General features: G+C 59.9%; 11 protein-coding genes. 6 read left to right on the forward strand and 5 right to left on the reverse strand.

Annotation, left to right across the window (positions count from 1 at the left end):
• Positions 1–35 precede the first annotated feature (35 nt).
• The 4 genes from leuA to KL786_RS19710 all read right to left on the reverse strand — a co-directional run bounded on the left by leuA (position 36) and on the right by KL786_RS19710 (position 5,223).
• Positions 36–1,715, reverse strand: a complete 1,680-nt coding sequence (gene leuA, locus KL786_RS19695; RefSeq protein ID WP_215518670.1) for a 2-isopropylmalate synthase — start codon at positions 1,713–1,715, stop codon at positions 36–38.
• Positions 1,716–2,097: 382 nt separating this feature from the next.
• Positions 2,098–2,919 (reverse strand): M23 family metallopeptidase, encoded by an 822-nt coding sequence (locus KL786_RS19700; protein ID WP_215518671.1) that lies wholly within the window; start codon positions 2,917–2,919, stop codon positions 2,098–2,100.
• A 3-nt stretch (positions 2,920–2,922) separates the two neighbouring features.
• Complete coding sequence (xseA, locus tag KL786_RS19705; protein ID WP_215518672.1) at positions 2,923–4,302, reverse strand: exodeoxyribonuclease VII large subunit; 1,380 nt, start codon at positions 4,300–4,302, stop codon at positions 2,923–2,925.
• Between the two features lie 30 nt (positions 4,303–4,332).
• Positions 4,333–5,223 (reverse strand): LysR family transcriptional regulator, encoded by an 891-nt coding sequence (locus tag KL786_RS19710; RefSeq protein ID WP_215518673.1) that lies wholly within the window; start codon positions 5,221–5,223, stop codon positions 4,333–4,335.
• 99 nt (positions 5,224–5,322) lie between these two features.
• On the opposite strand from KL786_RS19710, the gene KL786_RS19715 reads away from it, so the two are divergent.
• The 6 genes from KL786_RS19715 to KL786_RS19740 all read left to right on the forward strand — a co-directional run bounded on the left by KL786_RS19715 (position 5,323) and on the right by KL786_RS19740 (position 12,754).
• Positions 5,323–6,090 (forward strand): sulfite exporter TauE/SafE family protein, encoded by a 768-nt coding sequence (locus KL786_RS19715; protein WP_154842416.1) that lies wholly within the window; start codon positions 5,323–5,325, stop codon positions 6,088–6,090.
• 154 nt (positions 6,091–6,244) lie between these two features.
• Positions 6,245–6,793, forward strand: a complete 549-nt coding sequence (locus KL786_RS19720; RefSeq protein WP_215518674.1) for a sugar ABC transporter ATPase — start codon at positions 6,245–6,247, stop codon at positions 6,791–6,793.
• 217 nt (positions 6,794–7,010) lie between these two features.
• On the forward strand, positions 7,011–8,480 hold the full coding sequence (gene guaB, locus KL786_RS19725) for an IMP dehydrogenase (protein ID WP_016977684.1): 1,470 nt from the start codon (positions 7,011–7,013) through the stop codon (positions 8,478–8,480).
• An 81-nt stretch (positions 8,481–8,561) separates the two neighbouring features.
• Positions 8,562–10,139 carry a glutamine-hydrolyzing GMP synthase gene (gene guaA, locus KL786_RS19730; RefSeq protein WP_032858282.1) on the forward strand — a complete coding sequence of 526 codons (1,578 nt, stop codon included), beginning with the start codon at positions 8,562–8,564 and terminating at the stop codon, positions 10,137–10,139.
• A 368-nt stretch (positions 10,140–10,507) separates the two neighbouring features.
• The gene (locus KL786_RS19735; RefSeq protein WP_252193782.1) at positions 10,508–11,602 is read left to right on the forward strand and encodes an alkene reductase; all 1,095 of its coding nucleotides are present in this window, start codon (positions 10,508–10,510) and stop codon (positions 11,600–11,602) included.
• A gap of 63 nt (positions 11,603–11,665) precedes the next feature.
• Positions 11,666–12,754, forward strand: coding sequence for an alpha/beta fold hydrolase (locus KL786_RS19740; RefSeq protein WP_252193783.1), 1,089 nt, complete (start codon positions 11,666–11,668; stop codon positions 12,752–12,754).
• A gap of 75 nt (positions 12,755–12,829) precedes the next feature.
• Here the strand turns inward: KL786_RS19740 and treR are convergent, their stop codons facing one another.
• Positions 12,830–13,534 (reverse strand): trehalose operon repressor, encoded by a 705-nt coding sequence (gene treR, locus KL786_RS19745; RefSeq protein ID WP_215518675.1) that lies wholly within the window; start codon positions 13,532–13,534, stop codon positions 12,830–12,832.
• Between the last annotated feature and the right edge of the window lie 213 nt (positions 13,535–13,747).

Genomic DNA, 13,747 nt, shown 5'->3' on the forward strand with positions numbered 1-13,747 from the left:
TCTCACCCAGGGGCCTTTTGCATTGCGGCAGGCTGTTACGCCGCTTTCGCTTCCAGCTGGCTCAACGAGCGGTTCAGCGCGCTGAACACCGCCTTGAAGCTGGCCGTGGTGATGTTTTCATCAATCCCCACGCCATGCACCGGACGCTCGCCGTTCACGCGCAGTTCGATGTAAGCCGCAGCCTTGGCGTTAGTACCTGCGCCGATCGCGTGCTCGTTGTAGTCCATGATCTCGACACCAATCGGCAGGCCGGCCACCAGCGCTTCCAGCGCGCCGTTGCCTTTGCCGTGCCAGCGCAGGTTGGTTTCACCCTGGCCCTTGCCGGAGACTTCAACTTCTACCGAGCTGTTGCCGTTTTCTTCCTGCAAGCGGTGGCTGACCAACGCGTACGGGGTATTGGCTTGCAGGTATTCACGCTGCAGCAACGCGTGGATCTGCGAGGCAGTCATCTCCAGGCCTACGCGGTCGGTTTCGGCCTGTACCACCTGGCTGAACTCGATCTGCATGCGGCGTGGCAAGCTGATGCCATATTCCTGTTCCAGCAGGTAAGCGATACCGCCCTTGCCCGACTGGCTGTTGACGCGGATTACCGCTTCGTAGCTGCGGCCAATATCGGCCGGGTCGATTGGCAAGTACGGCACTTCCCACAAGGCATCCGGTTTCTGCTGGGCGAAGCCTTTGCGGATTGCATCCTGGTGCGAGCCGGAGAACGCGGTGTGGACCAGGTCGCCCACATACGGGTGACGTGGGTGTACCGGGATCTGGTTGCACTCCTCGACCACTTTGCGCACGCCGTCGATATCGGAGAAGTCCAACTCAGGGTTTACGCCCTGGGTGTAGAGGTTCAAGGCGACGGTGACGAGGTCGACGTTACCCGTACGCTCGCCGTTGCCGAACAGGCAGCCTTCGACACGGTCGGCACCCGCCATCAGGCCCAGTTCGGTGGCGGCGACGCCAGTGCCACGGTCGTTGTGGGTGTGCAGGCTGATGATCACGCTGTCACGACGGTTGATATGGCGACCGAACCATTCGATCTGGTCGGCATAGATGTTCGGCGTGGCGCATTCCACGGTGGCCGGCAGGTTGAGGATCATCTTGTGCTCGGGCGTCGGGTTCCACACCTCAATCACCGCGTCACACACTTCCTTGGCGAACTCAAGCTCAGTGGCGCTGAAGGTCTCTGGCGAGTACTCGAAGGTCCACTGGGTTTCCGGCTGCTGGGCGGCGTATTTGACGAACAGCTTGGCGGCGTCGACTGCGATGGCCTTGATCCCGTCCTTGTCCTGGTTGAACACGATACGGCGGAAGGACGGCGAGGTGGCGTTGTACAAATGCACGATGGCCTTTTTGGCACCGCGCAGGGATTCGAACGTACGCGCGATCAAGTCTTCACGGCCCTGGGTCAGCACCTGGATGGTGGTGTCCTCGGGGATGTGGTTGTCTTCGATCAAGGTGCGCACGAAGTCGAAGTCGGTTTGCGATGCGGCTGGGAACGAAGCTTCGATTTCCTTCACGCCGACGGCAACCAGGGTTTTCCAGAAGCGCAGTTTTTTTACCGCATCCATCGGTTCGATCAGCGACTGGTTGCCGTCGCGCAAGTCGGAACTGCACCAGATCGGCGCGGTGGTGATGGTCTTCGACGGCCAGGTGCGGTCCGGGATATCAATGGTCGGGAACGCGCGGTATTTCGAAGACGGGTCTTTGAGCATGCTCATCAGAAGAATCCTTGTTGTAGGGCCGAAAAGAGGCGGCCTGCCAGAAAGCGTTTATTAGGGATGCAAACCGGGGACGAGGCAGATCGATTCAGCCTGGCAGTCGTGCGCTGACGAGGCACAGGCTGCGGTGCTGGCGGAGCTGAATGAGGGTGTGAGAGGTTTTCATAAGCTCAACCCTAACCGGCGAGGTGAAAGATGGCAAGCAGTCGGAAAAAATTGAGAGAAGTTCTGCTATTGCTCTGGTAAACGAGATTTTATGGTGAGTAAAGTCTGGAAGCTTTGTTTTATTTGCGTGAGGGTTTGCAGATGCGCAATCAGTGCAGACTGATTTGGCGCCATCGCGTGCAAGCCTGCGATGACGCCAGTCTGCCCCGCGATCAGATCAAGGCTGGAACGCCCCTATAAAGATCGCCGGGTCCACTCGTGCATCATTCAAGCTGATATTCCAATGCATATGCGGCCCGGTCGCTCGGCCCGTCGACCCGACCTTGCCCACCACCGCCCCGCGCACCAGTTGCTGGCCCACCTTCACATCAATCTTCGACATATGGCAGAACATGCTGATAAAGCCCTGGCCATGGTCGACGAACACCGTGTTGCCGTTAAAGAAGTAGTTACCCACCAGAATCACCTTGCCGTTGGCCGGGGTCTTGATCGGCGTGCCAGCGGGCACCGCGAAGTCCAGGCCCGAATGCGGGTTGCGTTCTTCACCGTTGAAGAAGCGGCGCACGCCGAACTTGCTGGACAGCGGGCCGTTCACTGGCTTGTCCAGCACCAGGTTGCTCGGCAGGTTCGGGCTGAAGCTGCGGTAAGCCTTGAGCTGCACGGCCAACTCGCCCTCGATGCGCTTGAGTTGCGCAGGCTCGGGGTTGACCTGGCTTTTGTTCTTCAGGGTGATGCGCTGTTCTGGATACTTCTTGAACCCGACAATAAACGGCAGGGTGCGCCCACCACTGCTGATGCGCTCGTTACCGGGCTTGACCGTCAGCGGGATGCCGACAATCGCCAGCCAGTTGTCCTGTTCCTTGACCACCAGCACCGGTTTGCCCTGATAAGTGGCTTTCGGCGCGGCGGCCCCAGGGCCCAGGTCGACCACGGCCACGCCACCGGGCACCGGCTTGTTCAGGGTGCGGGTGATGTAGCTGTCGGCGTGGGCGTTAAAAGCGAGGCACAGCAGCAGCAACAGGCTAAATAGACGAGGCATCAATCAATCCAGTAATGAAAGGGTGACGGGTGTCAGGTGGTTATCTTCCACCCGCACTTGCAGTTGGCCCTCACCAAGACGCGCGGTCAGGCGCTGGCCGGTGTGGGTTTGCGCGGCATTGCGAATGGCCTGGCCGCGCTCGTCCAGCAGGATGCTGTAGCCACGGCCCAGGGTCGCCAGCGGGCTGACCACCTGCAATGTCTGCACCTGGCTTTGCAGTTGCAGGCGTCGGGCCTTGAGGCCTTCGCGCATGGCCCGCGGCAGGCGTTCGGCGAGGCTGTCCAGGCGCTGGCGCAGCAGCGCCAGTTGCCGCCCCGGATGCTGGCCGGCCAGGCGGGTTTCCAGGCGGATCAGGCGTTCGCGCCGGGTGTTGAGACTGCGCTCGAAAGCCCGACGCAGGCGCATATCCAGGTCATCCAGGCGCTGGGCCTGCTGGCGCAAACGCTCGCCGGGATGGCGCAGGCGCCGGGCCATGCCTTCCAGGCGCAGGCGGTCATGGACCAGGCGATTGCGCATCAGCATCACCAGGCGCCGGTGCAGGCTATCGACCTGGCGCACCAGGTTGCTGGAGTCCGGCGCCAGCAATTCGGCGGCGGCGGAGGGCGTTGGTGCGCGCACGTCGGCCACGAAGTCACTGATGGACACATCGGTCTCATGGCCGACCGCACTGACGATGGGCGTTACGCAAGCATCGATGGCACGTGCCACGGCTTCTTCGTTGAAGCACCAGAGGTCTTCCAGCGAGCCGCCGCCACGGGCCAGGATCAGCGCATCAAAACCACGGGCATCCGCCAGTTTGAGGGCGCGGACAATCTGCGCGACGGCTTCACGGCCTTGCACGGCGGTGGGGATCAGGGTCAATTGCACGTTCGGTGCACGGCGCTGGAACACGCTGATGATGTCGCGAATCACCGCGCCCGTGGGCGAACTGATAATGCCAATCCGTCGCGGATGAGCCGGCAGCGGTACCTTGCGCTCGGCACTGAACAGCCCTTCGGCGCTGAGCTTTTCCTTCAGCGCATCGAAGGCCAGGCGCAGCGCGCCATCGCCGGCCGGTTCCACGGTGTCGAGGATCAATTGGTAGTCGCCACGGCCCTCGAATAGCGAGACCTTGCCGCGCACCTTGACCGCCAGGCCATCCTTGAGCGCCTGGCGTACCCGCGCGGCGTTATTGCGAAACAGCGCGCAACGCACCTGCGCGCCGCTGTCCTTGAGGGTGAAGTACACATGACCGGAGGCCGGGCGGGCGAGGTTGGAGATCTCGCCTTCGACCCAGATATTGGTGAACACGTCTTCGAGCAACACCCGCGCACGGCCGTTGAGCTGGCTGACAGTCAGGACTTCGCGGTCCAGGCCCAGGCGGGCAAACGGGTCTTTAATCATGGGAGGAGATCTTTAGTCATGGGCGGCAGTTTATAGGCATTCGCCCAGTGTTTGACAGAACTGCGCAACCAACGCGCTCGGCGCCTGCGCGCAGGCCAGGGCCACGGTGCTGTGGCAATCGGGGTCGGCCAGGGGCAGGAAGTGAATGCTGGCTGGAGCTATGTCGCGCATCGACTCGGGCAGCAGGGCAATGCCAAACCCGGCCTGGATCAGTTGCAACTGGGTGGTTTTGCGCGACATCACCCGCGCGGCCTTGGGGAAAAATCCGGCACGCATGCACAACTCTGCTGACAGGTAGCTCAGGCCGCCGCGTTGCGGATGCGGGATCGAGATAAAGGCCTCGTCCTTCAATTGCGCCAGTTCAATGGCCGATGAGTGTCGGGTCAAAGGATGAGCGGGCGGGACTGCCAGCAACAGTGGCTCCTTATATAAAGGCATGATGTGTACCCCTTCGCGCTGGCGCAGCACCGGCAAGCGCAGCAGGCCAACCTCCAGCCGCCCATCGGCGATTTCTTCCAGCTGCGCCTCAGAGGACAGCTTGACGATATCCATCGACACCCCAGGGCACTGTTCCAGCCAGGCGCTGATCCCGCGCAGCACGCGCCCGCTCATCGGCACAGTGCTGGAGTGGCTCAGGCGCAGGGTGCCAAGCTGGCCGTGGCCCACTTGGGTCGCCAGCTCGCTGGCCTTGTGCAGCTCGCCCAGCAGGTTGCGCGCCCGTGGATAAAACGCTTCGCCTGCGGCTGTCAGCCTCGGTTGGCGGGCGGTGCGCTCGAACAGTGGGGTTTGCAGGAGGTTTTCCAGCTCCTTGATTTGCCGGCTGAGGGCCGACTGCGCGACAAACAGGCGCTCGGCAGCGGCGCTGAAGCTGCCGCTTTCAGCGATTTCAACGAAGTAACGCAGTTGCCGGGTGGAAATCACGAGTCATGCCTTTTCGAGATAGGTGGTGAGCTTTGAAGATATTAGTCGCAACCCAGCGCCTTGGCTAAAGTGATGGCCATCTCGAACAAGGAATACGTCATGAGCCTGGTTGAACTGATGAGTCAGTGGTCTTTTAGCAGTGTTGACTGGCTGGTGATCGGCCTGGGGATTGCCCTGGCCTATATCGTGTTTGGCATTGCCGGCTTCGGCACGGCGCTGGTGGCCGGGCCGATCCTGATTATGTTCATGCCACTGTCGAAGATCATCCCGTTGCTGGTGCTGCTGGATTTTGTCGCGGCCTTCGGCAACCTCCTGCAATCGCGGCGGGAGGTGGTCAAGCCGGAGCTGTTGCGGTTGCTACCGTGCATGGCCATTGGCTGCACCCTTGGTGTGATCTTCTTGCTCAACCTGCATTCGGACCTGTTGTTGCTGTTGATGGGCGTGTTTATCAGCACCTACGCCATCTACAGCCTGGCGATAAAGGCCAAGCCCACCGCCCTGGCTGCCGGCTGGGCGGTGCCGATGGGGGTGGTGGGTGGATTGTTTGGGGCCTTGTTTGGCAGCGGTGGCTTTTTATATGCGATCTACCTCAACAGCCGTTTGCCCAAAGACCCGGCCCGGGCGACCCAAAGTGCGTTGATCAGCGCCAGCACAGTGGTGCGCCTGAGTTTGTTTTTGATCGCCGGGGTGTACGCCGAGTTGCCGTTGCTGATGTTGGCGGTGTGCTTGCTGCCAGCGATGGCCCTGGGGCTGTGGCTTGGGCGCCGGTTGACCCTGCGCATGTCCCGCGAGGCGTTTGTGCGGCTGGTGACGTGGTTGGTGCTGGCCAGTGGTATAGCGTTGATTGGGCGGTATTTGAGTACTTGACCTCTGGGTGGCAGGGATTAAGCTGCCAGCCTTCAGGGCCTCTTCGCGAGCAAGCCCGCTCCCACATTCGACTGCATTCCTACAGGATAAATGCAGTCAAGTGTGGGAGCGGGCTTGCTCGCGAAGGCGCCAGACGCTACACCGCAGGACTCCCATGAATTCCCAAAGCATCCTTGTCCCGAAAATCTCCACCTTGCCCGTCCACGAACCCCGCGCCCGGGCCATCGTGCGCTGGCTGGTGCGCAAGAACATCATCAAGGAAGAGTTGAGCACCTGTGGCCGTACCGGTAACCGCATGGGCTATGCCTTGGCCGACGGTGCACGTGCCGTGGTGCTGCACCCCGAGGCGCTGCCGTTCAACGAACCGGTCAACGGGCTGGAGATCATCTACAAACGTTGCATCTACACCCCGGCCAAGGGTTTTCTCGAAGAAGCCGGCTGCCCGGAGTGCCGCAAGGAAGTTGGCGAGGCACTGTTCGAAAGCCTGGAAGACTGGATGCCCGGCCATACCGATAACTTCACCTGCCCGTTGTGTGGGTATGAGGACGACATCAACGGTTTCCTGTTCCTGCAGGAGTGTGGTTTCTCCAACCTGGGATTCATCTTCAACAACTGGGCGGAGGCGGGGTTCAAGCAGAGCTTTATCGACGAATTTGCCGACTGGCTCGACCAGAAAATCAGCTGGGTCAAAGTCGAACTGTAGGAGCGAGCTTGCTCGCGAAAAACGTCAACGATAACGTGGGCTGTCTGGTTTTACGCGGTGCCTGTACGAGCTTCGCGAGCAAGCTCGCTCCTACAGAAAAGCCGCGTGGTTTATCCATCTATCAGTATTACCAAGTTTGTCAGAGTTTTACATTGAGCCTGGCAGGGTGCATGTATATAATGGCGCGCTTCCATTTTCCCGCTCGGGAGCCCCCGCGATGCTGCGTATCAGCCAAGAAGCTCTGACATTCGACGACATTCTCCTAGTGCCCGGTTATTCCGAGGTGCTTCCTAACGAAGTCAGTCTCAAGACCCGCCTAACCCGTGGCATCGAGCTGAATATTCCCCTGGTTTCCGCTGCCATGGACACCGTCACCGAAGCCCGTTTGGCAATCGCCATGGCTCAGGAAGGCGGCATCGGCATCATCCACAAGAACATGACCATCGAGCAGCAAGCTGCCGAAGTGCGCAAGGTCAAGCGTTACGAAGCCGGCGTGGTGAAAGATCCAATCACCATCGAAGCCGACGCCACCGTGCGTGACCTGTTCGACCTGACCCGCCTGCACAACATCTCCGGTGTTCCAGTGCTGCACGATGGCGACTTGGTCGGCATCGTCACTTCCCGTGACGTGCGTTTCGAAAACCGTCTTGAAGTTACCGTCCGCGAAGTGATGACGCCTAAAGAGCGCCTGGTCACGGTCAAGGAAGGCGCCGACAAGAACGATGTGCGTGAACTGCTGCACAAGCACCGCATCGAGCGCGTGCTGATCGTCGACGACAAATTCGCCCTCAAGGGCATGATGACCGTCAACGACATCGAAAAAGCCAAGGCTTACCCGCTGGCCAGCAAGGACGATCAAGGTCGTCTGCGCGTGGGCGCTGCCGTTGGTACCGGTAAAGACACCGGCGACCGCGTCTCGGCCCTGGTCGCTGCCGGTGTGGACGTGGTGGTGGTCGACACTGCCCACGGTCACTCCAAAGGCGTGATCGACCGCGTACGCTGGGTCAAGCAGAACTTCCCTGACGTGCAGGTGATCGGCGGCAACATCGCCACCGGCGCTGCCGCCAAGGCCCTGGCCGAAGCCGGCGCTGACGCAGTCAAGGTCGGTATCGGCCCTGGCTCGATCTGCACCACGCGTATCGTCGCCGGTGTCGGCGTGCCGCAAATCAGCGCCATCGCCAATGTTGCCGCTGCCCTTGAAGGCACTGGCGTACCGTTGATTGCCGACGGCGGCATCCGTTTCTCCGGTGACCTGTCCAAGGCCATCGTAGCCGGTGCTTCCTGCGTGATGATGGGTTCGATGTTCGCCGGTACCGAAGAAGCGCCGGGCGAGATCGAACTGTTCCAGGGCCGTTCGTACAAGGCTTACCGCGGCATGGGTTCGCTGGGCGCCATGTCCCAGGCCCAAGGCTCGTCCGACCGTTACTTCCAGGATTCCTCGGCAGGCGCCGAGAAGCTCGTACCGGAAGGCATCGAAGGCCGTGTGCCGTACAAGGGCACCCTGAGCGCCATCATCCATCAACTGATGGGCGGCCTGCGTTCCTCGATGGGCTACACCGGCAGCGCCGACATCGAAGAAATGCGCACCAAGCCCGAGTTCGTACGGATCACCGGCGCCGGCATGGCTGAATCCCATGTCCACGACGTGCAGATCACCAAGGAAGCGCCGAACTACCGCGTAGGTTGAGGCTTCCAGCAAAACGTTAAGTAACCGGGGCTGTTCTTTCAGCCCCGAGTTGTTTCTGATTCATTAGACGAGACTGACTTCATGGCCCTCGACATTCACGCCCACCGCATCCTGATCCTCGACTTCGGCTCCCAGTACACCCAACTGATCGCGCGCCGCGTGCGTGAAATCGGCGTGTACTGCGAACTGCATCCGTTCGACATGGACGACGAAGCGATTCGCGAATTCGCCCCAAAAGGCGTCATCCTCGCCGGTGGCCCCGAGTCCGTGCACGAAGCCAACAGCCCACGCTGCCCACAAGCCGTATTTGACCTGGGCGTACCGGTCTTCGGCATCTGCTACGGCATGCAGACCATGGCCGAGCAACTGGGCGGCAAGGTCGAAGGCTCCGAACTGCGTGAATTCGGTTATGCCCGTGTGGACGTGGTCGGCAAGAGCCGCTTGCTGGACGGCATCGAAGACCACGTTGACACCGACGGCCTGTTCGGCCTCGACGTGTGGATGAGCCACGGTGACAAAGTCACCAAGATGCCGGAAGACTTCCACATCCTGGCCAGCACCCCGAGCTGCCCGATTGCCGGCATGTTCAACGACGAGCGCGGCTACTACGGCGTGCAGTTCCACCCGGAAGTGACCCACACCAAGCAAGGCGGGCGCATCCTGTCGCGCTTTATCCTCGACATCTGCGGTTGTGAAGCCCTGTGGACCCCGTCGAAAATCGCTGAAGACGCCATCGCCAACGTGCGCGCCCAGGTTGGTACCGATAACGTGCTGCTCGGCCTGTCCGGCGGTGTTGACTCCTCGGTGGTTGCTGCGCTGCTACACAAAGCCATCGGCGACCAACTGACCTGCGTATTCGTCGACAACGGCCTGCTGCGCCTGCACGAAGGCGAGCAAGTGATGGCCATGTTCGCTGAGAACATGGGCGTCAAAGTGATCCGCGCCAACGCCGAGGACCAGTTCCTCAACAACCTGGCCGGCGAATCCGACCCAGAGAAGAAGCGCAAGATCATTGGCCGTACCTTCATCGACGTCTTCGATGCCCAGGCCACCAGCCTGGACAACATCAAGTACCTCGCCCAGGGCACCATCTACCCAGACGTGATCGAGTCGGCTGGCGCCAAGAGCGGCAAGGCCCACGTGATCAAGTCCCACCACAACGTGGGTGGCCTGCCTGAGGAAATGAACCTCAAGCTGGTAGAGCCGCTGCGCGAACTGTTCAAGGACGAAGTCCGCCGTCTGGGCCTGGAACTGGGTCTGCCGTACGACATGGTCTACCGCCACCCATTCCCGGGCCCTGGCCTGGGCGTGCGCATCCTTGGTGAAGTAAAGAAGGAATACGCCGACCTGCTGCGTCGTGCCGACCACATCTTCATCGAAGAACTGCGCAAGGCCGACTGGTACCACAAGGTCAGCCAGGCCTTCGTGGTATTCCAACCGGTGAAATCGGTTGGCGTGGTCGGTGATGGCCGTCGTTACGCCTGGGTCGTGGCCCTGCGTGCGGTAGAAACCATCGACTTCATGACCGCCCGCTGGGCACACCTGCCGTACGAACTGCTGGAGACTGTCAGCGGCCGTATCATCAATGAGATCGAAGGTATTTCGCGCGTGACGTATGACGTGTCGAGCAAGCCGCCGGCGACCATTGAGTGGGAATGATCCCCTTCACCTCAGCGTCTATTGCCACTGTGTAGAACAGGTTGGCGATGACGCTGGCACCGATCGGGAGGGCTAATCGTGGCCTTCCTGTTCTCTGTCAAATCTTGATCCTGCAACCTTCCCCCTCCCTCCTGCGTTTCCCCATTCTGATCCCTCGGTGATTGTGCTGTAGGGCATATCGTCATGGCCTTTGCGCCAAAAACACCGCCTGCCTGACCTGGAGCGTATTTCGATCGACGCCACGGGTATGTCTTTGAACGCAATAAATGTATTGATCACTAAAAAATAATTGACGAATGCATCGTGACGGATATTACATAGTGATCACTATATTAATGGTGTGAACGTTCTCCAGGAGTTGCTTCATCATGTCTAAAAAGCTCTACAGCCCTTTGCTGGTCGGCTCGGTTCTATTGCCCAATCGCTTGGTCATGGCGCCGATGACTCGTTCTCGTGCGGCACAACCTGGTGACATACCAGTGGAAATCAACGCGACTTACTACGCACAACGTGCCAGTGCCGGCTTGATTATCAGTGAGGGGACTCAGGTCTCACAGCAGGGCCAGGGCTATGCCTATACCCCTGGGGTTTTCAGCCCTGAACAGTTGGCGGGCTGGAGAACGGTTACCGATGCGGTCCACGCGGCGGGAGGTCGAATTGCTGCCCAGCTTTGGCATGTGGGGCGGATGTCCCATGGGTCGATGCAGTTGGAAGGTGAAAAGCCACTGGCGCCTTCGGCGATAACTGCCAATGCCCAGGTTTTCGTGAGTGATATGAAGGGGGGCGGCACCATGGCGCCTGCCGCCGAACCGCGTGAAATGACCGTGCAAGACTTCAAGCAAGTCCGCCAGGAGTTTGTCCAGGCTGCTCGCGCGGCGCTGAGTGCCGGGTTTGACCTGGTGGAAATGCATGGCGCCAATGGCTATCTGTTCGACCAGTTTTTGGCCACGGGCAGCAACCGACGAACAGACCACTATGGCGGGAGCGTGGAAAACCGTGCGCGATTTCTGCTCGAAACCCTCGATGCCATGATTGCGGTCGTGGGCGCCGAACGTATCGGGTTGCGGTTGTCGCCGTGGGGGGCGATCAATGATATTCAAGATGATGAGCCTGAGGCGATGACCTTGTATCTGGCCGGTCAACTGCAACAGCGCGGCCTGGCGTATTTGCATATTGCCGAGTGGGAGTGGGCGGGCGGTGCCCCTTATCCGCAAGGTTTTCGCGAGCGCCTGCGTGCTGCTTTCAATGGGCCACTGATTGTTTGCGGTAACTATGACGGCGCGCGTGCCGAGGCGATCCTCCAGGCAGGCCTGGCCGATGCGGTGGCTATTGGGCGGCCATTTATTGCAAACCCTGATCTGGTGCAGCGGATCCACGAGGGGGCATCACTGAGCGTTGCAGATCAATCTACGTTCTACGGTGGCGGTGCGGCTGGCTACATCGACTATCCGACGCTCTCCTAGCAGCCTGACACTCTCCTTCTAGCTGAATTCCCCCATTCGACGGCCGCCAGCAGGGCGCTATTGATGGTGTTCGTCGATCTTTTGACCTGGACCTACAAAATCATGAAAAAAGTCTTATCAGTAGCCCTTTTATCTTCCTTGCTGGCCGGCCCATCCTTGTCGTGGGCGGGATACGATCCGGCGATGAAGTCAATCGACACGCCACCCAGTGTGTCTCGCCAGCAGTTTGATACGGTCAAGAATAATCATCTGGGCCAGTATCAATATGGCGCCGGGCTGTCGAGCAAGTTTGTCGATGTCGACGGCACGCGTATCCACTATGTCGAAGGTGGCAGTGGTGGGACCCCGGTGGTCTTTCTCCACGGCTTTGGTTCCACCTGGAAGATGTGGGAGCCGGTGATGCAGGTCTTTGCCAGGAACCGTACGGTGATTGCCGTTGATCTGCCCGGCCTTGGGCAGTCGGGGCCGATCAAGGGCGACGACTATTCGGCTGAGAATGTCTCCAGGATCCTGTTGGGCGCGGTGAAAAAGATCACCCCGGCGCAGTCCATCGACTTCGTCAGCCATGATCTGGGCAACTCCGCCTCATACCCGTTCGTGGCCCGCAACCAGGGTAGCTTCATCAAGAAGGTGGTGTTCATGGATTCGCCGATTCCCGATCGGGATATGTTCACCTACCCAGGCTATACCCCGTCAGGCCCGGGGCTCGGTTGGCACTTTGGCTACTTTAGCTTCGGTGATATTGCCGAGAAGCAAATTGCTGCCGATCCAAGCCTGTTTTTTTCGTACTTCATCAAAACCTACGCGGGCAAAAAAGAGGTGTTCACCCCTGAGTTGCTCAGTGAGCTGATCGAGCCTTATTCGACCCGCGAGCGGCTGCACGCTGCGTTTGGTTACTACAAGTCTCATGCAGACTCGATTGCACAGAACGAGAAGTTGCTGGCTGACGGCAAGTTGCTGAAGATCCCGTCGATGGCGCTCACCGGTCAGCAAGGGGTCAACGATGTGCTGACCAAGGAAATGGCCGCGCGTTTTGTCAGTGACGCTTCGCAACACACGGGCAAAATCCTGCCGGGCTGCGGTCATTGGATGGTCGAGGAGTGTGCGCCGCAAGTCACTGCCGAGTTGAGCCGCTTTCTTGGTAAGCCTTGATCACATGAGTCATGTCGCGATGTGCAGGTCGCCCATGGCCACCTGCGCGTCGCATGTACTTGACGGGATCCGGCTCTATCGCCGCGCAATATCCGAAAAATAAAACTTATCCAACGTATGCCGCGACTCGGTGTATTCGAACTGCCGCCCATCCTGCAAAAATGTCTGGTTACTCACCACGATCACATGGCTTTGCCCGTCGAGGTCCAGGTGCGCCTGGTCGTCCTTGCTGCGGGGCAGGGCTTCGATGGTGCGTTGGGCGTAACTGATCTGCAGCTGCAACGTCTGTTCGATAAAGGCATAGATCGACTGCTCGGCAATCGCCTGGTCCAGGCCCGGGATCAGGTCGGCGACGAAGTGGTTGATGTCGAGGATCACCCGTTTGCCGCCGATGCGCCGTACCCGCTTGATGCGGGTGATCAGGGTGCCGGGTTCGGCCTCGATATGTTGCAGCAGCGAGCCTTCCAGAGGCAATTGAGTGAATTCGACTACTTCGGTGCGTACGTCATCGCCCAGGTCGGCGTGGGTTTCGTGGAAGCTGACGATGCCGCCCAGTTGAAACTCAATCGGGTTGGGTGACAGCACGAAGGTGCCCTTGCCATGAATCTTTTGCGCGAATCCACGTTCCTGCAACTGCTCGATGGCCCGGCGCACGGTGCCGCGGCTGGCCTGGTAGGTATCCATCAACTCCGTTTCGGAGGGCAGGCGGGTGCCGCGTTGCAGGCGTTCGGTGGTGATGCTGGCAAGCAGATCAGTGTAGATCTGGTTGTATTTACTCATGGGAATGGCTCTGTGCCGCGATTGCATTCAAGGCAGGAACCTTAGAGGCAGAGGTGGGGTTTGTCCATCAGCCCCTCGGATATCGCAAATCCCTGTAGGAGCGAGCTTGCTCGCGAAAATCGTCAACGACAACGCGAAAAAGCTGACACCCCGCATTGCCCTCAGGTTCTTCGCGAGCAAGCTCGCTCCTACAGAAAAGCGCTCATTCGATAT

Origin of the sequence: Pseudomonas sp. TAE6080, from assembly GCF_018732265.1 — a bacterium.
Classification (GTDB): domain Bacteria; phylum Pseudomonadota; class Gammaproteobacteria; order Pseudomonadales; family Pseudomonadaceae; genus Aquipseudomonas; species Aquipseudomonas brenneri.

What these genes read in the sequence shown, in the direction of transcription:
- leuA (WP_215518670.1), bottom strand. Translation starts at nt 1,715, where the DNA reads ATGAGCATGCTCAAAGACCCGTCTTCGAAATACCGCGCGTTCCCGACC.
- KL786_RS19700 (WP_215518671.1), bottom strand. Translation starts at nt 2,919, where the DNA reads ATGCCTCGTCTATTTAGCCTGTTGCTGCTGCTGTGCCTCGCTTTTAAC.
- xseA (WP_215518672.1), bottom strand. Translation starts at nt 4,302, where the DNA reads ATGATTAAAGACCCGTTTGCCCGCCTGGGCCTGGACCGCGAAGTCCTG.
- KL786_RS19715 (WP_154842416.1), top strand. Translation starts at nt 5,323, where the DNA reads ATGAGCCTGGTTGAACTGATGAGTCAGTGGTCTTTTAGCAGTGTTGAC.
- KL786_RS19720 (WP_215518674.1), top strand. Translation starts at nt 6,245, where the DNA reads ATGAATTCCCAAAGCATCCTTGTCCCGAAAATCTCCACCTTGCCCGTC.
- guaB (WP_016977684.1), top strand. Translation starts at nt 7,011, where the DNA reads ATGCTGCGTATCAGCCAAGAAGCTCTGACATTCGACGACATTCTCCTA.
- guaA (WP_032858282.1), top strand. Translation starts at nt 8,562, where the DNA reads ATGGCCCTCGACATTCACGCCCACCGCATCCTGATCCTCGACTTCGGC.
- KL786_RS19735 (WP_252193782.1), top strand. Translation starts at nt 10,508, where the DNA reads ATGTCTAAAAAGCTCTACAGCCCTTTGCTGGTCGGCTCGGTTCTATTG.
- KL786_RS19740 (WP_252193783.1), top strand. Translation starts at nt 11,666, where the DNA reads ATGGTGTTCGTCGATCTTTTGACCTGGACCTACAAAATCATGAAAAAA.
- treR (WP_215518675.1), bottom strand. Translation starts at nt 13,534, where the DNA reads ATGAGTAAATACAACCAGATCTACACTGATCTGCTTGCCAGCATCACC.